Origin of the sequence: Pseudoalteromonas sp. S1650, from assembly GCF_005887195.1 — a bacterium.
GTDB classification, from domain to species: domain Bacteria; phylum Pseudomonadota; class Gammaproteobacteria; order Enterobacterales; family Alteromonadaceae; genus Pseudoalteromonas; species Pseudoalteromonas simplex.
The window spans coordinates 1-23,286 of the sequence record NZ_PNDF01000099.1 but is presented as its reverse complement, the minus strand read 5'-3'; the positions used below and the strand labels follow the sequence as shown (position 1 = coordinate 23,286).

Below are 23,286 nucleotides of genomic sequence, written 5' to 3'. Positions count from 1 at the left end.
ACTCTTAGGTTGGTAATCTTACCCGATAGGCTACCAGACAGGCATTATCCAAGGGTGGTAAGAAGGAAACCTAATAAATATCCCTATAAAAGAAAATGCCAGTCAGCTCTTAACTGACTGGCATTAGGCACTTGGCCGCTTTTCTTAAGTAAGGTGTGCTATTAGCAGTTAGTTTCTTCTGCGTTAACACCTTCTTTTACTTCTTCACATGCATCTTCAACTGCATTTTGTGTATCAGTAATTGCTTCGTCAATACGCTCACCTGCGTCTTCAGCAGAGTTGTCTTCACAACCCATGATGAAAAGACCTGAAAATAGGGCGATAGTTGCGGCTTTTAAAGTTGAATTTTTCATAATGAAATTCCTTGTAAATTTAAAAATAAAGTAAGTGGTTATCTGCTTTTAACTACTTAGGGACGTTGCCTCTAAGTGCTCCTGATACCAGCGAAATAACAAGTAATACTAAAAATATAAAAAAGATAATCTTAGCGATGCCTGCAGCGGCTCCTGCGATACCGCCAAAACCTAACACTGCTGCGATTAACGCGATAACTAGAAAAGTAATTGTCCAGCGTAACATAGTGGTCTCCTTGGCTATTTAAATTTTCTTAAGTTCGATGTAACTGAAGCGAGTTCTGTGCCAGAACTTTTATTTTATATATTTCAATGGGTTGTGTGTTTTTGTTGTTCTTTAGAGGGTTCATCATTTGGTAACTTTTACGAGTAAGCATGTAACTTATTCATAGTGATATTTTTTCATATTGAGATGCATGAGAAAAAGAGATAATGCACCAATAAATGGTAAGACCAATTTAACTTTATTTGGGTTGGCTACCTCTAACACCTTGTTGTGTGTGGTTTTTAGCCATTTTGTTGCTATTAATTAATAGTTCAGCATATAAAGACTGGCTATATTGATTATTTATATCATCTATAGCAGGGCTTTAAATGCATAAATAGTGGGGTGTTAATTATATGTACGTCATGTTATTTTAAATTTAATTGGTTTTACCAATTTACAATGGTGCTATACAAATGAATTTTGTTTGTTATTATTGGTGCATAATTATTTAACAAAAATAACTTTTTATTTTAAGTAAGCGAGGGGAGTCGTATGGATATAGGTGGATTACTCACCACTGCGGCCAGTTTGATGGTGACAGGCATGGTAGGCGTGTTTGTTTTTCTGACTATTTTGATTTCAGCAGTCACTTTAATGTCAAAGGTAGTGGGTCGATTTGATGATCCTGCAATTGCAGAACCTACGCGTACAGCAAAAATTCAACCTCAACAGGGTGTGCCACAGGCACATATTGCAGCAATCAGCGCTGCAATTGCTCAATTTCGAAATAAACAAAAATAACGGGGCAGCTTAAACATGGCTAAATTAAAACTAACCGAATTAGTATTGCGTGACGCACACCAGTCTCTTTTGGCAACGCGTATGCGCTTAGACGACATGCTACCCATGGCAGAAAAACTCGATAATGCGGGTTATTGGTCAATTGAATCATGGGGTGGTGCGACGTTTGACTCGTGTATCCGTTATTTAGGTGAAGATCCTTGGCAACGTATTCGCGAGCTAAAAGCGGCAATGCCAAACACTAAGCAACAAATGCTACTACGCGGACAGAATCTCCTAGGTTACCGTCATTATGCTGATGATGTAGTCGAAAAGTTTGTTGAGCGTGCCCACAAAAACGGTGTTGATGTTTTCCGTATTTTCGATGCGATGAACGATGTGCGTAACCTTGAAACTGCCATTAAAGCTGCTGTTAAAGTAGGTGCTCATGCCCAAGGTACTATTTCGTACACAGTAAGCCCAGTCCACACGCTTGATATGTGGCTTGAGCTTGCAAAACAACTAGAAGATCTTGGTTGTCATTCAATTTGTATCAAAGATATGGCAGGTTTATTAAAGCCTTATGATTGTGAACAGTTGATCAAAGGTTTAAAAGAAACTGTGTCTATTCCTATTGCGATGCAATGCCACGCAACCACAGGTTTAAGCACTGCAACTTATCAAAAAGCGATCGATGCAGGTATCGATATGCTTGATACGGCTATTTCGTCAATGAGTATGACCTATGGTCATAGCGCCACAGAAACCATCGTTTCAATTGTAGAAGGCACTGAGCGAGATACAGGCCTTGATTTAAACCAATTAGAAGAAATTGCTGCTTACTTCCGTGACGTACGCAAGAAATATGCTGCATTTGAAGGCAGCCTTAAAGGCGTTGATGGACGTATCTTATTAGCGCAAGTGCCGGGCGGCATGTTAACTAATATGGAAAATCAGCTTAAAGAGCAAGGTGCTGCTGATAAACTTGATCAAGTATTACTTGAGATCCCGCGTGTTCGCGAAGACTTAGGTTACATTCCACTCGTTACACCAACCTCGCAAATTGTTGGTACTCAAGCGGTACTTAATGTGTTGACTGGCGAGCGATATAAAACCATCACGAAAGAAACTGCGGGTGTGCTTAAAGGCGAGTATGGTGCAACACCAGCGCCAATGAATAAAGAGCTGCAAGAACGTGTACTAGATGGCGCTGAAGCAATCACTTGCCGTCCTGCTGATAAGCTTGAGCCTGAACTTGAGAAGCTTGAAGCAGAGTTATTAAGTGAAGCTAAAGAGCAAGGTTTAGAGCTTGCTGATGACGTGATTGATGATGTGCTTACTTACGCATTATTCCCTCAAATTGGCCTTAAGTTTATTAAAAACCGTAACAACCCTGATGCGTTTGAAGCAATTCCAACGGGTGAAGTTGCTAAGTCAGAAAGCAAACCAGCCGCTTCAAGTCCTGCAAAAGCAGAGCAATACAGCGTTAAAGTTGACGGTAAAGTTTACGATGTCGTTGTAGCGCAAGGTGGTGAACTAAAAGAAGTAACTCTAAAAGACAGTGAGTTAATTCCTCAATCTGCCTCAGCGTCTGTTAGCGAAACCTTAAACGCGCCGTTAGCAGGCAATATTTTCAAAGTGAAAGTAAAAGCTGGCCAAACAGTAAATGAAGGTGATGTGGTTATCATAATGGAAGCAATGAAAATGGAAACAGAAGTTCGCGCCGCACACTCAGGTACAATAGCTGAAGTATTAGTAGCAGAGGGCGACTCTGTTGCCACTGGCGATGCGCTAATCGCGCTAGCATAGGAGACAGAGGATGGATGGTGTTTTAAACCTCTGGCATGCGACAGGTATTGCTAACTTTACCTTTCCTGCATTAATAATGATTGCGGTAGGTTGCGGGTTATTATATCTCGCAATCGCCCGTAAATTTGAGCCATTATTGTTATTACCTATCGGCTTTGGGGCTATTTTAACTAATATTCCTGTAGCCGGGTTATCTGAACCGGGTGGTTTGCTTTATTACGTGTATCACATAGGGATTGACTCTGGGGTGTTCCCACTTTTGATCTTTATGGGCGTGGGGGCGCTTACAGACTTTAGTGCCTTGATAGCAAATCCGCGTATGTTGCTGTTAGGCGCGGCTGCGCAGTTTGGTATTTTTGCTACTTTATTTGGTGCAATACTACTTAACTTTATTCCTGGTTTTGAGTTTACACTTCAAGATGCATCGGCCATTGCCATTATTGGTGGGGCTGATGGTCCAACGGCTATTTTTTTAGCATCTAAGTTGGCGCCTGATTTACTTGGTGCAATAGCAGTAGCGGCGTATTCATACATGGCACTTGTGCCAATTATTCAGCCGCCAATTATGCGCGCACTAACAACGCAAGAAGAGCGCGAAATTCAAATGCCGCAACTTCGTACAGTATCGAAGAAAGAGAAAATTGTTTTTCCGTTAATGGTGCTTAGTTTAACCATCTTGTTTTTACCTGCAGCAACGCCGCTTGTGGGCATGTTCTGCCTAGGTAACTTGATGCGTGAATCGGGCGTGGTTGATCGTTTAAGCAATAGTGCACAAAACGAAATCATCAACATTACCACCATTTTCTTAGGCTTAGCGGTAGGCTCAAAGCTTGCGGCCGATAAGTTCTTAACCGTAGAAACAATCGGTATTTTGGTGTTAGGTGCATTGGCCTTTGCAATTGGTACAGCGTCAGGGGTGTTTATGGCAAAAGGTCTGAATAAGATCTCTAAATCGCCAATCAACCCTTTAGTAGGCGCAGCAGGTGTGTCAGCGGTACCAATGGCAGCACGGGTGGTTAATAAGGTCGGCCTTGAAAGCAACCCGCATAACTTCTTGTTAATGCATGCCATGGGACCAAACGTAGCAGGGGTATTAGGAAGTGCCGTTGCAGCAGGTATTCTGTTAGCGATTGTTGGCTAAGTCGATTTACTTCCAACCGACTGGCGCAGTTATTTTACTGCGCTTTTTTTTGCCTATAGACTAGGGTCACCCTAAAGAAATTGTAGTTAAATGATAGTTGTGTAAGGAAGCCGCCATGAATGTTTTTATTATCTTATTATGCCTTTTTGTTGCCTTGGTTATTCTGATACCGCTACTTGAAAAGTATCAGTCTAGAATGGGGCTTGATGGCGCGACAAAGTATGCAAAGTACATTTGGCCACTGGTGATGATTTCGCTGATTATTCAACTTATCTATGTTCTTTTAAGGTAATAGTTGTATTAAACCGCAGTGCCATCAGTACTCATTTTAGTAAAGTCTATAATAGTTTTAGCCGGGTTTATTTGGCACAAAAAAGCCACTTCAATTGAAGCGGCTTTCATATGTTTACTTAACTACTTATTTAACGCCAATTGTAACTCACGGTTACGTTGTAATTGCGCTAAGAAGTTATCAGCAATCGGTTTAAACTTAGCTAACTCATCGCGCGGTAAAGGCTCTGATTTAGGTAGTTTGACTGTTTTCGGATTACGGTGTACACCGTTTACTAAGAATTCATAGTGTAAGTGTGGGCCCGTTACACGACCTGTCGCACCAACCGTACCAATCTTTTGGCCTTGCTTCACTTTCTGACCAGTTCTAACCATCTTTTTGTCTAAGTGTAAGTACTTAGTTACATATTGTGTGCCATGGCTAATAAATACATAGTTACCATTGTATTTACTGTAGCCTGCTCTAATCACTTTACCATTACCTGATGACACAACAGGTGTACCTGTACGCGCTGCGTAATCGATACCGTTATGTGGTTTTACCGTTTTGGTCACTGGGTGTAAACGACGTGGGTTAAAGCTCGAACTAATATACTTAAAGTTAACTGGCGCACGTAAGAAAGCTTTTTTCATGCTGCGGCCTTCAGGCGTATAGAAGTTACCATCGGTATGGCGAATAGCAGTGTAACGCTCGCCTTGGTTAATAAACTCTGCGGCAATAATTTTACCGTCGCCAATGTATTCACCATCAACATAGTGAGCTTCGTAAATAAGACCAAATTGGTCACCTTTACGAATGTCATTAGCAAAGTCGACATCCCAACCAAAGATGTCAGCAAAATTCATAATTTGACGCTCGCTTAAGCCAGCGGCAATGCCTGATGTCCAAAAGCTATTAGAGATCTCGCCGCCTGCAGATTTACTTAGCGTTTCGATTTCTTTGCTATCGATAGAAGTGTCGTAGTTACCTTCGTCATTTAATGTAACGTATAAGGTATCTGTTTTTGAGATCACATAACGAAGCTGCGCTAAAGAGCCATCTTCAGCGGTTGCAAAGCTTAAGATTTCGCCTGGGTGAATTTTTGTTAACTTACGAGTTTCAGCGTTGGTATTAACTAGTTTGTGTAATGTTTGCGCTGAGAAACCCGCACGTTTAAAGATAAGTGCTAAATTATCGCCATTACGTACTTCATGGTCGATAAGCTCGTATTCTGGAAGTTTTGCTGCTGCTTGCTCCGAATTAAGCTCAGTTAGTTTTTCGTTATCATCAACTTTAACTTGTAATTCGTAGCGTTTGCCAATTTCAAGTGCGTTTGCACTGTTGTCCTTTGATGCGGTGGCTTTTTCAGAAGGCAATAACGCCAAGCCGACAATAGCAGAAACCAAACCGAGAATAAGCAGTTTGTGTTTTTTGGGAAGTTTGTGCACTACGTGAACCATATCGTGCCTTTTCTGCTGTCAAGAAATTTAAATACTAATATCGCAGGATATACCTAAAATAGAGCAAATACCAGTGTTTTGTAGATTTAAACTGGCGCTATTTTACGCTAGAATTGGCCTGCGCGTTAAACTTTTTTGTTTAAAATTGCAGCAGATGTCTATGGTTAAACTAAATCTACATTAGTTAACTAAAGTCCCTTCATTAAATTGCAATAACGCGGTATAAAGAACAATCATGCGCGCTGCCTTCAGGGCTGTTTCTTAAACTATTTAAGTTAGGCTTTTTTCTAGTGTCGCTTTTTGGTGCTAACTAGCTAAATTTTAAAGTTTTTAGCTCTATATTTATAACCCTGACAGGCCACCACGCCCCGGTAGCTGAATTTTTGGAGTAATACACAGTGGATTTACAAACCGCTCTAGCTGAGATAAAACGCGGTGCAGAAGAGATATTAATTGAAGACGAATTAGTCGAAAAGCTAAAGTCTGGTAAGAAACTTAAGATCAAAGCGGGTTTCGATCCAACTGCGCCTGATCTGCATTTAGGTCACACAGTTCTTATCAACAAAATGAAAACCTTCCAAGACCTAGGTCATGAAGTGATTTTCTTGATCGGTGACTTCACCGGTATGATTGGTGATCCGACGGGTAAAAACGTAACGCGTAAACCGTTAACGCGTGAAGATGTATTAGCTAATGCTGAAACCTATAAAGAGCAAGTATTTAAGATTCTTGATCCTGCTAAAACTACAGTTGCATTCAACTCTACTTGGATGGAGAACTTAGGTGCAGCAGGTATGATTAAACTGGCTGCGCGTCAAACAGTAGCACGTATGCTAGAACGTGATGACTTTAAAAAGCGTTATGCCAGCGGTCAATCAATTGCTATCCACGAATTTTTATATCCACTGGTACAGGGTTGGGACTCAGTTGCATTAGAAGCTGATGTTGAGCTTGGCGGTACAGACCAACGCTTTAACCTATTAATGGGTCGTGAATTACAAAAAGACGAAGGTCAAAAGCCACAAACAGTACTTATGATGCCACTGCTTGAAGGTACTGATGGCGTTCAGAAAATGTCTAAGTCATTAGGTAATTACATTGGTATTACTGATGAGCCTAACGACATGTTTGGTAAAGTGATGTCTATTAGTGATGAGCTAATGTGGCGTTACTATGACTTATTAAGTGCATTATCTATCGAAGAGATTGCAGCGCTTAAACAACGTGTTGCAGATGGTGCAAACCCGCGCGACATTAAGATTGAGCTTGCCAAAGAAATGATTGCACGTTTCCACAGCGAAGAAGCAGCCGAAGGTGCTCATCAAGATTTCATCAAGCGTTTCCAAAAGAATGCATTACCAGATGAGATCCCTGAAGTAACAGTAACAATTGCTGAAGACACTGTGTTTATCACTAATCTATTAAAAGAAGCGAACCTTGTAGCTAGTACGTCAGAAGCAATGCGTATGATTAAACAAGGCGCTGTAAAGATTAATGGTGAAGAAAAAGTAACGGATACTAAGCTTGAAGTTGCTAAAGGCACTACACAGATTTACCAAGTAGGTAAACGTAAGTTTGCTAAAATCACCTTAGCTTAAATAAGCTAACAGAATAAAAACCAGCTGCGGCTGGTTTTTTTGTGCCTTTTTTTAGTTAATAAACAGCGTAGCCACTTCAATGGCGATGATAAGTAGTAACCAAAATGCTTTCGCTTGATTTAAGCGATTCACTAAAGCGGGAATATCATCGGCATCTGGTAGGCGATCGGTACCAACACGCATTTTATTAAAGCGCTCACCTTGGTAAAGGGCAGGGCCGCCTAATTGCACTTGTAGAGCAGCCGATGTAACACTTAACAGCCAACCCGTATTGGTTTGATAAAAATGTCTGCCATAGTGCTTAATGTAATGAATACATTGTTTGCTGGCATTGGTTGCTGCAATGGTTAATGCAACTAATCGAGTGGGTAACCACTCCAATACAAATAGTAACTTAGCAATGGGAGCCAAAAATGGGTTGTTGGGTTTTTGGTTTTTTCGCCATGCTTGATGAATTAATGTCAGTAAGCGATAAACTAAAGCAAGGATAGCGCCGCCAAGTAGATAAAAGAATATAACGGCAAAATAATGCCGCGCACTTTGTAACACCAGTGACTCCATGGTTGCTTTACAAATTCCAGAAGCCGATAAACGTGATACATCACGGGCAACAAGGCTCGAGAGTAGCTCTCTAGCAGTCGCTTTTTGGTTGAGCTTGAGCAATCTGGCAATACGTAATGATTTCTTCTCTTGCGCGCGGCTACTGAGTAACAAATATAAAATTAAGCCGCTTAATAACTCAGGATAAAAAGCAAACTCTAAAAACAGCACAACTAATGTCACTATCACTAAAATAGTGAGTGTAAAAGCCAAAGTTGAGGCTAAATATTGATAGCTTTTAGGATTCGTTGGGTTGTATAAACGATCGTTGAGGGCAGAGAAAATAACGCTTAAAAAGGTATTAGGATGATACCAACTAACCAAAGGAAAGAAGCGCTCAGCTAAGAGCGCTACAAAAAATACAATAATGTCCAAATGGTTTTGAACAATATTTGCAATCACCTTATAAACTCACCGATGTTAGCTTCTCTAAAAGAGCAACAACCATTTTAGATGAGTTGATAGATGCAGTTTCGATATACTCTTCAAATGATTGCGGCGATTCTTTGCCAGCAATGTCAGACATTGAACGAATAACAACAAATGGTGTTTCTAGCACGTGACAAGCTTGTGCAATTGCTGCACCTTCCATTTCTACTGCAAGCATAGTTGGAAATTCTGCGCGTGTTTTTTCAATTCTTACCGGGTCACACATGAATGAATCACCAGTACAAATTAGGCCAATCATGGTTTTGACATCGCTGATTTGGCTTACGCTTTGCTCTGCCGCTTCAATCAATTTAGGGTGCGCAGTAAAGCCCGCTGGCATTTGTGGTACTTGGCCGATTTCGTAACCGAATGCAGTAACGTCTACATCGTGGTGACGAACTTCTGAAGAAATAACGACATCACCTACATTTAGCGATGGCTCAAAACCACCTGCAGAACCTGTGTTGATCACACAATCTGGGCTGAAGTTGTCGATTAGTAGTGTCGTTGCTACTGCAGAAGCTACTTTACCAATACCAGATTGAACTAAAGTAACAGTGTTACCCGCTAATTCACCGGTGTAAAAGGTAAAACCAGCTTTAGTCATGATGCTTGGGTTTACCATTGCTTCGCGTAAGATTTTTACTTCTGGCTCCATCGCGCCAATAATACCAACGTGCATAATATTTGATTCCTTAGGTTGAATAGGGTGATTATACCTAAAAATGTCTAAAACAAACAAAAAAGCAGACCTTAAAGTCTGCTTTTGCCAATATTATGACGGACTATATTTCTGCAAGCGCCGTTGAGTGTGCTTTTGCTTGTGATGGTGATAGTACTGCTGGTTTAGTTACTCGATTGCGTGCAGGTCTTGCCGGTGCTGCTGCAGGTTTACCAAGTTTAAACATGATAGCGTCACGCACTTCTCTTGGTTGATAGCCTGATTTTACTTTCATACGAATATGCGGAATGCCTGCCGCTTCTAACGCGCCACTGACAAACCAGTCACGTTGTGCTTTATGGCCGTCGCGGTTGGTGTTATTTACTAAATCAACAGCGGCAACAATGCTAAGTTTGTCCTTGTCGATAAGCACGTAATCTAACTGTTTGTTTTTGGCTTTAGCCATTGCAGCACGTTTAGCTTTGACAGATAAGCCTTGCTTACAGTCGATTAAATCAATCAGTTTAACACGGCTGACGATTTTGTACTGGTCACCTACAGCACGTTCTAGCAGGTGTAAAAAAGCACTCTCAACTTGCGTAAAAACAGTTTGCTTACGAGTGAAAGGGTAAGGGTTTCCGCCTTCATCGGTAAACTTTGACGCAACAACAGAGGCTACGACGACTAATACTAAAATTGATAATAAAGCGAATTCCATACGGTAACTCCACAACAACAAATTGACACTGAAAACTATTAGCAATTAGCGTGCCTAACTGTATGGAGCTACCCGAAATTTTTAAGCCGTGTATCCGCCAGCAACCCCTTTAACTGCGATTGCTACCGCGTCATGGGCATGAAGTGATTCGTAGTGGTTTATTTGTAGCCAGTAATCTGCGTAGTTATGCTGTTCAAGTAAGCCTTTAATTTTACGTGCAGCATCTTCGCAGAACATGAGGTTTTGACCATTTAAGCGGGCAAACTCTTGCTCATCTTCACGTTTAACCGCCGCTTGTACTGGCGTTTTTAGCTCAGCTTCTAAAGCATCAATTAAGCCAACCACATCAAAGCTGTCAATTTGGCTGTCGAGTTTTACTTTCACGTTGGCGATTGAACGCTGTGAGTGTGGTGTAGCTACAATCCCGTCAGTTGTGCCTAGCCATTCTAAAACAGTTTGCTTATCAACATTTTGCTCTGCAAACTTTTCGCTAAAGGCATTTTGAATTAATTGACGAGCAAGAGCCGCTGAACATGGGCAAGTTGACGAGTAAGTGACATCAACCATTAACTCAAAGCTTACAATGCCTTGGTTGATCTTAGCGATCAGATGAATCGGGTAGTTTTTCCAACCTACTTTGCCACTTAATAAAGATTTTCGGCGCAGTGGTAGCTCAAACTTAAATTCGATTTGTGCTTGGTCACTTAAATCATCATGGCTGCTAATAAAGGCATCAAGTGCTTGCTTGAGAGTTTGTGGATTAACTTGCTGCTCGGTTGATAAGGTATCAAGGGCTAAAAATAGACGCGACATATGAATGCCTTTGGCGTCTTCTTTATGCAAGTTTACAAAAGCGCGTGCCTTGGCAATTACGTTTACAGGGGCAATATTGCGAGTTTCAAAAATGAAAGGAAGTTCAATTTCGCCCATGCCAACCCAGTCTAATTTACCTGTTTGTAAGGCGGGAGCCGTATCAGCAATATCTGGCATTGTGGTTTGCATGGTAATACTCATTCTTTGCAATTATTAAAGCGCGGTATTTTACATGAAAAAATATAAAAAAGCGGCGTTGATGAAAAAATTCTATGTTTATCGCACAATATGAATATTTCTAAAGGAATAGTGATAAAATTAACTATGCTGTTTTTTTTCGATTATGTGCCTAAGCTTTAATATATGATTGATTCTTCTTTGAGTCCCTGGGCTCGCACACTCTCAAGTTTTATTTCTAAGTACGGTGAGTTTAAAACTGCCGCTGCCTGTTACGCCTTATTACTGGTCATGTCGCTGATTTTATCGTGCATGTTTTATTATGTAGCAGTCGGTACGGTAACTTTAGTTGATGTTTTAGCTGTGTTGTTTTTTACCGCAGTAGTATCGCCGATATTAATAACAGTGCTGCTCAATTCTATTCGCCAGTTAGAAGCATCTTATAGTTATCTAGATAGCGCAACCAAACAAGAAAAACTGCTCAATCAAACACTAAAAGACAATATCAGTCGCTTAAACGAAGAGATTGATGAACGTAAAATGGCGTTTCATGCTAAGCACAGAGCAATAGAAGAACTAAGACGCGAAATTGCTGAGCGTAAGAAAACTCAACAAGAACTAGCTCAACAAGGCATGTTATTACGCTCTATTGTCGACTCATCTCCCGATTTGTTTTATTACCGCGACAACAATGGTGTGTTTGCTGGCTGTAATAAAATGTTCGAACAAGTGATTGGTAAAAGCAGCGATGAGTTAATCGGCAAGAGTGTCGAAGAAATCTATCCAAGTGATTATTTACCAGAAGTACTTCGCACTGACAAAAAAGTATCTCAAACTCACCAAGCGCTTACACTTGACGTTGAATACCCTGTTAATGGTGAAAAGCGTTGGTTTGAGATGCGTAAGTTACCCTTTATTAATGAAAAAGGTGAGTACATAGGTTTACTTGCCTTTGGCCGTGATATCACCAGCCGTAAAGAGGCGGCTCAGGCCCTTGAAGCGGCTTACAAAGATAAAGGTAAATTCATTGCGACTCTAAGTCATGAACTAAGAACACCGCTTAACGGTATAGTGGGTTTAACCCGCATGTTGCTAGATACAGAACTTGATAAACAACAACGTAGTTGGTGTAACACGGTATTCTCAAGTGCCGAAACCCTTGGCAATATATTTAACGATATTATCGACTTGGATAAAATTGATCGTGAGCAGCTTGATATTGTTGCTGACTCAGTCAATGTGGCCGACTTTATAAATGATGTGGTGAACTTTGCAGGCTTAATTGCTGAGCAAAAGGGGCTTGAGTTCAATATTAAACGCAAAGGTACGTTAGACGTTTATGCGTCACTTGATCCGACTCGTTTACGTCAAGTTGTTTGGAATCTTATCAATAATGCGGTTAAGTTCACCCAACAGGGTCATGTTGAGCTTGAATGTCGCCGTGAGAATCGCGCTGATGGGCCTTGGTTAGTGATGCGTGTAAGCGACACCGGTCAAGGCATTCCTCAAGAGCAGCTGCACCGTATTTTTGACATGTACTATAAGGCACCAGATATCAAAGGCACCAATGCAATTGGTTCAGGGATTGGTCTTGCAGTAACTAAAGCACTTGTTACTGCGATGAAAGGTGAAATCAATGTCAGCAGTACTGAAGGTGAGGGCAGTGTTTTTGTTGTCGAAATTCCCCTTAAGCTTTGTATTGCGCCAGCTGAGCAAAGTTATGCGGTACGCAGCTTAAATATTCTTTTAGTTGAAGATGTGCCGCTAAATGCTGAGATTGCTACCAACTTACTTGAGCAGCGTGGCCACGAAGTTATTTGGGCTGAAACTGGTGAAGATGCGCTGTCGTTTGTCTACACAGAAGATGACTTAGACCTCGTTTTACTTGATATGCAATTACCAGACATCAATGGTGATGAAGTTGCTCGTCAAATTCGTGATGATGAGCACTTTGATAAGCTGCCAATCGTTGCCTTGACTGCCAACGTGCGTAGTGCCGAAGAAGAACTTGCGGGTATTAATATTCAAGGTGCACTCGCTAAGCCTATCAACACCACAAAACTCGATAAAATGCTCGGCGAGCTATTTGATATCAAACAGCAACAAAATTGTCAGCCTGAGCCAATTAAAGCCGTGACGGAAAAAGACTTATCGGGTATACGTGTTGAGCTTCTCGATATAGAAACCATCGAAGACTTTGTAGGCTCAATGGGGCTGGTTATTTTTAATCGTAGCTGTGAGTTATTTAATAAGTTAAACCCTCAGTATCAAACTGAGCTAGCAGATGCGTTAGCTGAAGATGATAGAGAAGAATACAAATCGGTGGCGCATAAATTGAAAGGTGCAGCTGGCTCTGTGGGCTTAAACGATGTGCAGTTACATGCTAAGAAGATGGAACACGGCGCGCTTGAAGAAAGTAGTGAAGAGTTACAACAGTGGCTTGATGAACTTGCAGTTAAAATAAATGAAGGGCGTGACGCCCTCCAATTATTCTTACAACAGTTAGAAGATTAATTCTAATTAGCTGTCGATTTTACCAATGAAACGATAGCCTTCACCATGGATGGTGCTGATCAGCTCAGAGGTGCTGTTATCGCTTTCAAAGTGTTTTCTGATACGACGAATGGTTACGTCTACAGTGCGGTCATTTGCGCGAAGCTCACGGCCAGTCATGTGCTTAATTAATTGCTCACGGCTGAAAATACGGCCCGGTGAATCGAGCATTAAACGAAGTGCGCGGTATTCACCTTTAGGTAAACGCTTAGCGTCGCCACTTGGAGATGTTAAACAACGGCTGTTTTCATCAAGTTCCCAACCGTTAAATGTAATAACACCATTTGTTTCGATATTCGCTTCTTCGCCACCTAATGCTGTGCGCGAAATAAGGTTACGAGCACGAATAGTTAATTCGCGAGGGTTGAATGGTTTTGTGATGTAATCATCAGCACCAATTTCAAGACCTAAAATGCGATCAACGTCGTTGTCACGACCTGTTAAGAAAATTAAACCAACATTACGTTTTTGACGTAATTCACGCGCTAAAATAAGCCCGTTTTTACCTGGTAGGTTGATATCCATAACTACAAGGTTCACATCATCATTATTTGTAAGCTTGTCATGCATATCATCGCCATCAATGGCTTCAATAACTTTGTAACCTTCGGCTTCAAATAAACTAACGAGGTTTAGTCGAGTTACGTCTTCATCCTCTACGATCAGAATGACTGGCGTTTGCATTGTATATTAACCTTTTCGGAAATTTTATTTACAAAAATTCGGTATTATCAAGCAAAACCGAATACTAGAGATTATAGGATTAGATCCAATTGTTAACAAGTAAAATCAATTTGGATAAAACTTAGCCATAGCTAACAATCGAGATTGCACTTTAAAGTTATGCTGCAATACGTGCTGCTTATTGATATACAGTCGGATTTTATTTCCTTCTTGAACCAGAGAGGCTATTCCGCCTTTCTCTAAAAAGCGAATACTTTCACCTATCGTTAAAGTATTTAATGAAATTGTATCGGTCCAAAGTGGAAGTATATCATTTTCTAATGTTTCATCAATGTATGTGATATCACAAATCTGAGAAAGTTCAGAAATTTGCTGAGTTTTTTTCACTAAAATAACGTTGATAGGTTTTTTGTTAATTTGCAGTTCACTTTTGTCCTTTAGGAACGACCCAGGCCCTGTTTCTACATTATAAAAACAGAAAGAAATAGGTGGAGGATCCATGCTTTCAGTAAACTTAGTGAACTTAGCAATTTGATATAAAAACGCCGATTTTACTTGTTCTGGTGATTTTGCAAAACTCGGGGTGGCGTATATAACAAAAGCAAAAAGGCAACATATGATTTTCATCATGCATTACCTTCAGATAAGGGCAGAGTAATAATAAAATGAGCACCCTCGGTATTTAACTCATCGTGAATTATTGTACCGCCTAAGGCTTGGGTTACCAGGTTATAAACTAAATGCATACCTAGTCCACTTCCACCTTCGCCTCGTTTGGTTGTCACAAATGGGTCGAAAATACGTTTTCGAATCGTCTTTTCAACACCAACGCCATTATCGAAATAGTGAATAATAAAGCTGCTTTCATTGCGCTCAACGTTAAAGGTGATCTCGTTATCAAGCTCGTCGCTAAAACCATGGATCACAGAGTTACTCAATAACTGCTGTAACACCTGCTGTAATGGTCCCGATTTAGTCTCAATACTAAAGTCATTATTGCAGTTAATCGTGATTTTAGGGTTGCGATATTGTATTTCTGAGCGCATCGACATAATCACATCATTTAATAAATTATATAAGTTTACGTTAGTGGTTATTTCGACATCTTGATTAACTGCCACTTTCTTAAAGCTTGAGACTAGCTCTGCGGCTCGGTTTAAGTTGCGATAGATAAGATCTAGATTTTCAATGCCATCAGTTATAAAGCGTTTTAAATGTGCTGAGGTGAGTGTTTTTTGCTCAAACTGCGCGTTGATTTCTGCCAGCTTGTCACGCAGCAAAGTTGAACCCGTAATACCTAAGCCGATAGGTGTATTTACCTCATGGGCTACACCTGCAACCATTTGCCCTAAAGAGGCCATTTTTTCATTTTCTACTATTTGATTTTGGTATTGATGCATACGCTCAAGTGTATTGAGTAGTTCTTGGTTAGCCTCACGCAAGGCAATAGTACGTTGATTTACTTTCTCTTCAAGACTTTGGTTAAGCTGTTTTATTTCTTGTTTGTCTTTTTCGTGGCGCTCGATTTGCTTTTGGGTTCGGGCAAGCATGATATTTAAGCTGCTAGAAAGCTGATTAATTTCATCGACATTAGTTTTTTGTGCGCGAGTATCATAGTTATGGTTTTTTGACACATCTTGAAGCAAGTTACTCAGTTCATCAATTGGGTTCGCAATACGTTTTTGAATACGCAGAGCAACAAAATACACCAACACTAAAACAAATAGGGTTAGTAAAATATCAATAAAGATTTTACGGTTAATATACTGATTGAGCCTATCTAAGCCACCACGAACATAGGCATAGCCAATCACTTCTCCTTCATATTTGATTGGTTTTATTAATTCTATTACATCATCTTTAAACTTTGGCTCAGACAGATCGCTGATACTGTTTACTTTGATAGGAACTGGCGGAGTTCTATTGGCGTTAAAGCTGCTGAAAAAAACAGGCTCATTCGATAATTCGTCAATTGCGTATATGTGAATGTTTTTAATGAGCGGCACTGTCTCGAAAGATTTTAGGCGCTCTGTTTCAGTTTCGTTATCATCAAATAACACTGTGACCTGGGCGTTATATGCAATAATTTCAGATAGAATAGTTATTTTATCGACAATTAAGGCTTTTTGTTCTTTTACATCTAGGTAGGTCGAAATAGAGATAGACAAAGACAAGCACAACGCAGTAACAAGCATAACCGCATTAGTTAATGCCTTACGAATACTCGTTTGTGCCGATAAAATTGACATGCGCTATAGAAAGCCTAAATTTTTATTTTATTAGTAAGAGTTTAGTCTAGCAAAGACATTTAAAAGTAACTAAATATTTTAAAAAATATTTTTGCTACGAATAAGCTATTTACTCAACTTTTATTTAGCTGAGTAAACTGCAAATTTTGTATTTTTGAAATCGGTACTGTATTGGCCAAATTGCGCTTCTAAAATAGGTGGGTATTTTAAGAAGCTGTTTGCAACTATGGTCAGTTTACCTTGCTTACTCAAGTGTTGCTTTGCAGAGCTAAGAAATGCCTCGGCAATGGTGTAATCAGTGGCAATACCGGTGTGGAAAGGTGGGTTACTGATGATTAAGTCGAATTTACCATTAATATCAGATAAGCCATCACTTAATACCGCTTGGCCTTTAAGGTTATTTAATGCAAGTGTTTGCTCTGTGGCGTAAGTAGCAAGAGCACTTACATCGCTACATACAAACTCAAGCTCAGGCTGCTTTTTTCCTAAATAAGTAGCAATAATGCCTGCGCCACATGCAAAGTCGAGCACTTTACCCTTGCTAATACTTGGCGCATTATTTAGAAGTACCGCGGTACCTACATCAAGCGCACCGTGGTTAAATACGCCCGGCACACTAATCGCCGTAAATTCAATATCGCCGGCTTTCACTTGAAATTGCTTATGATAACGACCGATAGCAAAGTTATCGTTTAGCGTAAGCTCAGAGAATAAATACAAAATACAGTGCTTGGCACTATCGATTTTGTTACTAAAACCACAGTGATCTTTTAGTTGTTTCTCTGCTGATTTAACACCGCTTTTATTTTCACCTACCACAAATAGTTGCGCGTCTTGATGACAAACAGCACGAATGTTTTCGAGGCACATTTGTGCTTCGGGCTTAGCTTTTGGGTAATAATAGATAACTAAATCGTAGTTATTATCTGGAATAGTGTGGCTAACCACAGCATGTACACCGGCAATTTTGCTAGCATACATGGCATTTGCGTGGTTATAACTGAACGCAGTAATTTTTGCGTCAGGGTTTAGCGTTTTAAGTTCGCGTAAGAAGCCATCTTGCTCAAAGTTAACCACTAAAATCGATTGTCCAACAAGTTCGTCTTCATTTCGAAGCAATAATAAACTTGGGTTGGTTAACTTACTCATGCTGCTTTACCTTTTGTTACTTAGTACGCTCAAACATTAGATCCCATACGCCGTGACCTAAACGGTGACCGCGCTGCTCAAATTTTGTCAGTGGACGTGAATCTGGGCGAGGAACGTAATCGTTAGTTTCTGACTGGTTTTTGTAACCTTCAGCAACTTGCATTACTTCAAGCATATGCTCAGCATAATTTTCCCAGTCAGTCGCCATATGGAAAACACCGCCAATTTTTAATTTGCTACGTAACTTTTGCGCAAACTCTGGTTGTACGATACGACGCTTATGGTGACGTTTTTTATGCCATGGATCAGGGAAGAATAATTGCAGCTTAGATAAGCTTTCATCGGCAATACAATCAGCTAGAACTTCAACTGCATCGTGTTCGAATACGCGTAAGTTTGTTACACCAGCTTCATCGGCATCCATTAAACAGGCACCTACACCTGGGCGGTGAACTTCAATACCGATGAAGTTAAGCTCTGGTGCGTTTTTAGCCATTTCGACTAGCGATTTACCCATACCAAAACCGATTTCTAGTACCACATCGTTATCGTTACCAAACACTTCTTTTAGGTTTAGCATGCCATTTTTATGCTCAAGGCCCATCGTTGGCCAACACTTCTCGATGGCTGCCGCTTGGCCTTTTGTGAGGCGACCTTCGCGCTTTACGAAACTACGAATCGTGCGGATATATTTACCCTCTTGCTTTGCTTGCTCGAGGTTTGGGTTACTTGAGTCACTCATATATTTTGGCCTGATAAAAATACTGACGATAGAAAAAGGGTGCGTATTATCCCTGACCTGCGCCTTGAGTACAATAGTCTGGGCTTGTTTATCTTATGAGATTAATATTGCAGCCATATGCTAACTATTTAGGCAAAGTAGGGGCTGTTCGACTTGCTTGGCCTAACCAACTGCAATAGACTTGGCCGCAATGAGCTTCAGCAAGTAAAGATGTTATTTTGAATTTAAGCAATAAGGAGTCAACTTGGTTTGCAAACCAAGTGGTTGACTGGTACCACCTTCACGGCCGTAAAACTCTCCCTTGGCAGTTAAATAAAACCCCTTATAAGGTATGGATCTCTGAGGTCATGCTACAGCAGACTCAAGTGGTGACTGTTATTCCATACTTTGAAAAGTTTATGCAAAGCTTTCCTGACATTATTGCGCTTGCTAATGCCGATGAAGATCAGGTGTTACACCATTGGACTGGCCTTGGCTACTACGCCCGAGCGCGTAACTTACATAAAACGGCAAAAATAGTCCGTGATAACTACCAAGGTGAGTTTCCAACTACGCTTGAAGAAGTAATGGACTTGCCGGGTATTGGTCGTTCAACGGCAGGGGCAATTTTGTCTTTATCGCTTGGTCAACATCATCCAATTTTAGATGGCAATGTTAAACGAGTGCTAGCACGCTTTTTTATGGTTGAAGGCTGGTACGGAGTGAAAAAGGTCGAAAATCAACTTTGGTCATTATCATCGCAATTAACGCCTAAAGAGTCGGTTACTGAGTTTAATCAGGCAATGATGGATTTAGGTGCAAGCCTTTGTTCACGTAGTAAGTTTGACTGTGAGCCTTGTCCTTTGAATAGTAAATGCCTTGCTTTTAAAGAAGGTAAAGTAAAAGAGTTCCCGCATTCAAAGCCTAAAAAAGCTGTACCGAAAAAGTCATGCCATCAGCTCATTCTAGCCTGCGACAATAAAGTACTTATGGAAAAGCGCCCAAGCTCAGGAATATGGGGTGGTTTATTTGGCTTTTTTGAGTTTAGCGAGCAAGCTGAGCTCGAATCATTTTTAGCTCAGCATGGTCTATCAAGCAATACGCAGGCACTTGAAGCCTTTACCCATGTATTTTCGCATTTTGAGCTAACCATCAATCCACATGTTTTAACCTTGCCGAGCATTCCAGATCTCATTAATGAACGACAACTGGTTTGGTATCCGCTTGATGAGTCTGTTGAGGTTGGTCTTGCTGCACCAACGAAAAAGCTGGTTAAACAATTAAGCGCAATAGATTACAATAGCATCACGCAATAAGAGTAGAGAGCAATTATGGCACGTACAGTATTTTGTCAAAAGTTACAAAAAGAAGCTGAAGGCTTAGGCTTCCAACTATACCCAGGTGAGCTTGGTGAAAAGATTTTCAACAACATCAGTAAAGAAGCGTGGGGCCAATGGCAACACAAGCAAACAATGCTGATCAACGAAAAACACCTGAACATGATGGACCCAGAGCACCGTGCTTTTTTAGAAGAGCAAATGGTGGGTTTCTTATTTGAAGGTAAAGACGTAGAAATAGAAGGCTACCGTCCACCAGAAAAATAAGCGCATAATCAAAAGTAAAAAGGGCCGTAATGGCCCTTTTTGATCTGTATTATTCAGCTTCTTGTTCGGCTTTGTTAATTTGTTCTTTTAAGAACTGAGCCACCTTAGAGTATTCAATTTCGAAACTATCTCTAAGTGCAATTAATTCGTCGCTTGTAGGCTCGCCTTCTTTGCAGGTTTGTTCAAATCCAGCGGCAAGCTCAGCAACCTTCATTGCTCCTATGGTTTTCGAAATTGACTTTAGCTGATGGCAAGAAGTAATAATTTTATCTAAATCATATTCTATAACCCCAGCGTTTACCTCTTTACTGAGTTGATTACTCTGTTCTAAATACATCTTAAAGAAACGTAGCTTCTTCGCTTCATCATTGACATATTTACCTAGCACATCCATATCAATTGGTGTTGTAAGTTTTTTACTTTCCAATTTTGCAGCTTCTGGGTTTGCTTTATAAGCACATTTATGAAGTGTTCCTTCAAGCACATTTAGCTCAACAGGTTTTGTAATGTAATCGTTCATGCCTATGCTTAAACAACGCTCTTTTTCACCTTTAAGCGCATTAGCTGTTATAGCAATTACATAAGGCTGGGCGTTGATATCTTCAAGTTGCGATGCTTCATGGCGTATTTTTTCTACCATATCGTAACCAGACATTTTTGGCATGTGTAAATCAGTTAAAATAATAGAGTGCTTACCTTCACGCCATGCTTCTAAACCTTTCTCACCATTTTCAGCCATTTCAACACCATAGCCTAGTAGATGTAGCTGATCGGTCAGCACTTGCTGATTTAGCACGTTATCTTCAACAAGAAGTACTAACTTGTTTTCTTCACGAGCCTTATCAACACTTAGGTAGTCGTTAAATGATTTGGTAGAAGAAATTTGTTTAGGCTTATGTAATCCAGCTGCCACGAGAAGTGACATCATAAAGTTTGACTTACATAATGGTACTGCATTTAGATAAAAAATATTCTTATGATTTACGGCAGCTTCATCTAATCTACTTAAGACGATAACTTGCTGATTATTATCTTCTAAAGTGTAAAGTAAGCGACGTAAGATATAGTTAATATCTTCCATGGTTTCGATCCCATCAAGGATCCAAATCAGCTCTTTTCGGTCCTGCTCAACTTCAATCTGCTCATTGTTTTGGGCGATAACTGGTGTTGCCCCCATAAATGATAAATAACGTGTCAGTAATTTTTTTCGACCGTCATGATTAGAGACCACAACAACTCTTTGATCTTTCATGACTTGTTTGTGAGCATAATCAACTTTACCTTGCGTACTAAAAGGTAATTCAACGACAAACTCACTGCCAATACCTAAGTCACTGGTTACAGAAATTGTACCCAACATTAGTTCGGTTAAGCTTTTACAAATCGATAAACCTAACCCTGTGCCACCGTATTCGCGGGTTATTGACCCTTCAGCTTGAATAAATGGATTAAATATTTCGCGAAGCTGCGCTTGCGTCATCCCTTTACCGTTATCTAATACACTAAAGCGTAATGTGTAGTGATCAGTGGTGTTTTGTGCAACCTCCACCGAAATTTTTACATGACCTTTTTGCTTGTCGTCTGTGCTAGTGAACTTAATTGCATTACTACATAGATTGTAAAGTACTTGGCGAACTCGTACCGTGTCGCCAATTAGGTTTGTTGGGATATCGGGCGCAATAGCGAGCTCTAGTTCAAGGTCACGCTTTTTGGCAACCGATGATAAAACACGGGCAACTTCTTCAATCGTGTCAGATACTGAAAAAGGAATGTTATCGATATTTAATTTACCCGCTTCGATTTTCGAGAAATCGAGAATGTCATCTAATATCCCTAATAACGAAAATGCAGAATCACGAATAATTGTACTTAGTCTATGTTGCGCCCCATCAAGCTCTGTTTGGCGAAGTAAATCAATTGTGCCAATAACACCGTTCATTGGGGTGCGAATCTCATGGCTCATGGTAGCCAAGAAAGTGGTTTTAGTTTCGTTTGCTTGTTCAGCTTTTAGAGTTGCTTGCTCAAGAGCGAGAGTACGGTTTTGTACCTCTGTCTCTAGGCTGTTTTGTAATTTTTGCAAATCAGCTTGTGCTGCTTTGTTCTCGGTAATTGCTGATTCAACTTTTTTAAGTAATTGATTTACATGCTTTGCGACAGAGTCTAGGCCAAAGTCAAGGGTTTCAGTTACTTGCCCTTGGTAGTCCGCATTGTCAGTAATAGCTTTTAGCTCTTTATTTAACGATGAACTGCTTTTACTAAAACGCTTATTGATAAAAATACTCAGCGCAAAAGATAATATAATTAAAGCTAGAAGCGTTAAGCCAGCAAGACCGATTGAAAGCACAGAAGATTGTGTAATAGGCTGCTCAATAGGGTGTTGTTTCACAATTAACTCGCCAACAGGCTGGTCATTAAATTCAAGAACAGTATGTATTAGTGTTTTTTCAGCTAGTTGTTGATTGACTTTAGTGGGTTGAATAAGCTCTTTGTTGTTTGCATAAACTAAAGAAACATCACCGTTAAACTCGTATCTATATAAATAGTAATCAAAGCCAGTATTAAGAAGTAAGCTTAAATCCAGTACTTCTTTTACTTTATCTTGCCCAGGCATTGTTAAAGCACTAACAAGGGGGGCACGCAATTGATTTGAAACTTGAATGGCCGTTAAATTTGGCTGCAACTCTTTTACTGGTGCTTCATCATTAGTTGGATAAAACGAAAAAGCAACGACCGCTAACAGGGTGATGACGAGATTCGTAATTATAAAAAGCGGTAGTAAGCCTTTTACAGGTGAATTCGATTTACTTGGCATGGTTCTTTTCCAACAATTTTACAGCTAGGTACATTTCCTTGATATTTAGACAATCCTACCATCTGTGAAGAAAAATTCATCACGTTTTTAACAGAGGTAACTCTTTTATGATGAGAGTCAATTTAAAAGCATAAAAGTTGTTGGTTAAATAAGCTAAAAACTATTGAAAACAGCAATCTTGATTGAAAACTGTGCAAACAGTTAGAATCCTCAAAAAAAAGTTGACTTGAGAAGGCAAAACCCGTTTAATACGCCGCACGCCCAGATAGCTCAGTCGGTAGAGCAGAGGATTGAAAATCCTCGTGTCGGTGGTTCGATTCCGCCTCTGGGCACCATTATTTAGTATATTGGTGTTTAACTTATGATTTAAACATCAATATCGTGCCAAGCACACAGATTTAGTGTGCCGACTTAGCTCAGTTGGTAGAGCAACTGACTTGTAATCAGTATGAAAGGATTAGACTAGTGTATGTAAAGAGTGTATGATAGGGGATTT

20 protein-coding genes and 1 tRNA gene are annotated in these 23,286 nt (G+C 40.2%); 8 read left to right on the top strand and 13 right to left on the bottom strand.

Annotated elements, in window-relative coordinates; translation table 11 throughout:
- Nucleotides 1–161 precede the first annotated feature (161 nt).
- A complete protein-coding gene (locus tag CWB80_RS21160; protein WP_054551284.1) occupies nucleotides 162–353 on the bottom strand; it encodes a hypothetical protein in 192 nt (63 codons plus the stop codon).
- A 52-nt stretch (nucleotides 354–405) separates the two neighbouring features.
- Nucleotides 406–579 (bottom strand): DUF1328 domain-containing protein, encoded by a 174-nt coding sequence (locus tag CWB80_RS21155; RefSeq protein ID WP_064485886.1) that lies wholly within the window; start codon nucleotides 577–579, stop codon nucleotides 406–408.
- 534 nt (nucleotides 580–1,113) lie between these two features.
- Here CWB80_RS21155 and CWB80_RS21150 point away from each other — a divergent pair.
- The 3 genes from CWB80_RS21150 to CWB80_RS21140 are packed head-to-tail and all read left to right on the top strand — an operon-like array spanning nucleotide 1,114 to nucleotide 4,291.
- The gene (locus CWB80_RS21150; protein ID WP_054551285.1) at nucleotides 1,114–1,362 is read left to right on the top strand and encodes an OadG family protein; all 249 of its coding nucleotides are present in this window, start codon (nucleotides 1,114–1,116) and stop codon (nucleotides 1,360–1,362) included.
- A 15-nt stretch (nucleotides 1,363–1,377) separates the two neighbouring features.
- The gene (gene oadA / locus CWB80_RS21145; RefSeq protein ID WP_054551286.1) at nucleotides 1,378–3,150 is read left to right on the top strand and encodes a sodium-extruding oxaloacetate decarboxylase subunit alpha; all 1,773 of its coding nucleotides are present in this window, start codon (nucleotides 1,378–1,380) and stop codon (nucleotides 3,148–3,150) included.
- Nucleotides 3,151–3,160: 10 nt separating this feature from the next.
- Nucleotides 3,161–4,291: a sodium ion-translocating decarboxylase subunit beta gene (locus tag CWB80_RS21140; protein WP_138602040.1), complete on the top strand. Its 1,131-nt coding sequence runs from the start codon at nucleotides 3,161–3,163 to the stop codon at nucleotides 4,289–4,291.
- A gap of 414 nt (nucleotides 4,292–4,705) precedes the next feature.
- On the opposite strand, the gene CWB80_RS21135 is transcribed toward CWB80_RS21140, so the two are convergent.
- A complete protein-coding gene (locus CWB80_RS21135; protein ID WP_054551288.1) occupies nucleotides 4,706–6,022 on the bottom strand; it encodes a peptidoglycan DD-metalloendopeptidase family protein in 1,317 nt (438 codons plus the stop codon).
- Between the two features lie 398 nt (nucleotides 6,023–6,420).
- On the opposite strand from CWB80_RS21135, the gene tyrS reads away from it, so the two are divergent.
- Entirely contained in the window at nucleotides 6,421–7,620 is a 1,200-nt protein-coding gene (gene tyrS / locus CWB80_RS21130; RefSeq protein WP_138602042.1) for a tyrosine--tRNA ligase, read from the top strand.
- A 51-nt stretch (nucleotides 7,621–7,671) separates the two neighbouring features.
- On the opposite strand, the gene CWB80_RS21125 is transcribed toward tyrS, so the two are convergent.
- The 4 genes from CWB80_RS21125 to folE2 form a co-directional block, all read right to left on the bottom strand.
- Nucleotides 7,672–8,622, bottom strand: a complete 951-nt coding sequence (locus CWB80_RS21125) for a cobalamin biosynthesis protein CobD/CbiB (RefSeq protein ID WP_138602044.1) — start codon at nucleotides 8,620–8,622, stop codon at nucleotides 7,672–7,674.
- Nucleotide 8,623: 1 nt separating this feature from the next.
- Nucleotides 8,624–9,331, bottom strand: coding sequence for a 5'-methylthioadenosine/S-adenosylhomocysteine nucleosidase (mtnN, locus tag CWB80_RS21120; RefSeq protein WP_055022305.1), 708 nt, complete (start codon nucleotides 9,329–9,331; stop codon nucleotides 8,624–8,626).
- 103 nt (nucleotides 9,332–9,434) lie between these two features.
- Nucleotides 9,435–10,028 carry a DUF2726 domain-containing protein gene (locus CWB80_RS21115; protein ID WP_054551292.1) on the bottom strand — a complete coding sequence of 198 codons (594 nt, stop codon included), beginning with the start codon at nucleotides 10,026–10,028 and terminating at the stop codon, nucleotides 9,435–9,437.
- Between the two features lie 81 nt (nucleotides 10,029–10,109).
- Nucleotides 10,110–11,030 (bottom strand): GTP cyclohydrolase FolE2, encoded by a 921-nt coding sequence (gene folE2, locus CWB80_RS21110; RefSeq protein ID WP_054551293.1) that lies wholly within the window; start codon nucleotides 11,028–11,030, stop codon nucleotides 10,110–10,112.
- A 174-nt stretch (nucleotides 11,031–11,204) separates the two neighbouring features.
- Here folE2 and arcB point away from each other — a divergent pair, with 174 nt between their 5' ends.
- Entirely contained in the window at nucleotides 11,205–13,532 is a 2,328-nt protein-coding gene (gene arcB, locus CWB80_RS21105) for an aerobic respiration two-component sensor histidine kinase ArcB (protein ID WP_138602046.1), read from the top strand.
- A gap of 6 nt (nucleotides 13,533–13,538) precedes the next feature.
- Here arcB and arcA read toward each other — a convergent pair whose 3' ends face one another.
- The 5 genes from arcA to trmB all read right to left on the bottom strand — a co-directional run bounded on the left by arcA (nucleotide 13,539) and on the right by trmB (nucleotide 18,395).
- Complete coding sequence (gene arcA / locus CWB80_RS21100; RefSeq protein WP_054551295.1) at nucleotides 13,539–14,255, bottom strand: two-component system response regulator ArcA; 717 nt, start codon at nucleotides 14,253–14,255, stop codon at nucleotides 13,539–13,541.
- A 105-nt stretch (nucleotides 14,256–14,360) separates the two neighbouring features.
- Nucleotides 14,361–14,885, bottom strand: coding sequence for a YfiR family protein (locus tag CWB80_RS21095; protein WP_228290684.1), 525 nt, complete (start codon nucleotides 14,883–14,885; stop codon nucleotides 14,361–14,363).
- Complete coding sequence (locus tag CWB80_RS21090; protein ID WP_138602048.1) at nucleotides 14,882–16,504, bottom strand: ATP-binding protein; 1,623 nt, start codon at nucleotides 16,502–16,504, stop codon at nucleotides 14,882–14,884. The genes CWB80_RS21095 and CWB80_RS21090 overlap by 4 nt, the downstream gene beginning before the upstream one ends.
- A gap of 120 nt (nucleotides 16,505–16,624) precedes the next feature.
- Nucleotides 16,625–17,653: a 16S rRNA (guanine(1207)-N(2))-methyltransferase RsmC gene (gene rsmC / locus CWB80_RS21085; RefSeq protein ID WP_138602050.1), complete on the bottom strand. Its 1,029-nt coding sequence runs from the start codon at nucleotides 17,651–17,653 to the stop codon at nucleotides 16,625–16,627.
- Between the two features lie 16 nt (nucleotides 17,654–17,669).
- Nucleotides 17,670–18,395, bottom strand: a complete 726-nt coding sequence (gene trmB / locus CWB80_RS21080) for a tRNA (guanosine(46)-N7)-methyltransferase TrmB (protein WP_054551299.1) — start codon at nucleotides 18,393–18,395, stop codon at nucleotides 17,670–17,672.
- A gap of 218 nt (nucleotides 18,396–18,613) precedes the next feature.
- Between trmB and mutY the strand changes: the two genes are divergently transcribed.
- Both mutY and CWB80_RS21070 read left to right on the top strand, forming a co-directional pair.
- Nucleotides 18,614–19,690 carry an A/G-specific adenine glycosylase gene (gene mutY, locus CWB80_RS21075; protein ID WP_268841514.1) on the top strand — a complete coding sequence of 359 codons (1,077 nt, stop codon included), beginning with the start codon at nucleotides 18,614–18,616 and terminating at the stop codon, nucleotides 19,688–19,690.
- 15 nt (nucleotides 19,691–19,705) lie between these two features.
- Entirely contained in the window at nucleotides 19,706–19,978 is a 273-nt protein-coding gene (locus tag CWB80_RS21070) for an oxidative damage protection protein (RefSeq protein ID WP_036970432.1), read from the top strand.
- Nucleotides 19,979–20,027: 49 nt separating this feature from the next.
- Here the strand turns inward: CWB80_RS21070 and CWB80_RS21065 are convergent, their stop codons facing one another.
- Nucleotides 20,028–22,790 (bottom strand): ATP-binding protein, encoded by a 2,763-nt coding sequence (locus CWB80_RS21065; RefSeq protein ID WP_138602055.1) that lies wholly within the window; start codon nucleotides 22,788–22,790, stop codon nucleotides 20,028–20,030.
- A gap of 259 nt (nucleotides 22,791–23,049) precedes the next feature.
- Here CWB80_RS21065 and CWB80_RS21060 point away from each other — a divergent pair.
- Nucleotides 23,050–23,125, top strand: a tRNA-Phe gene (locus CWB80_RS21060).
- The last annotated feature ends 161 nt before the right edge of the window (nucleotides 23,126–23,286 follow it).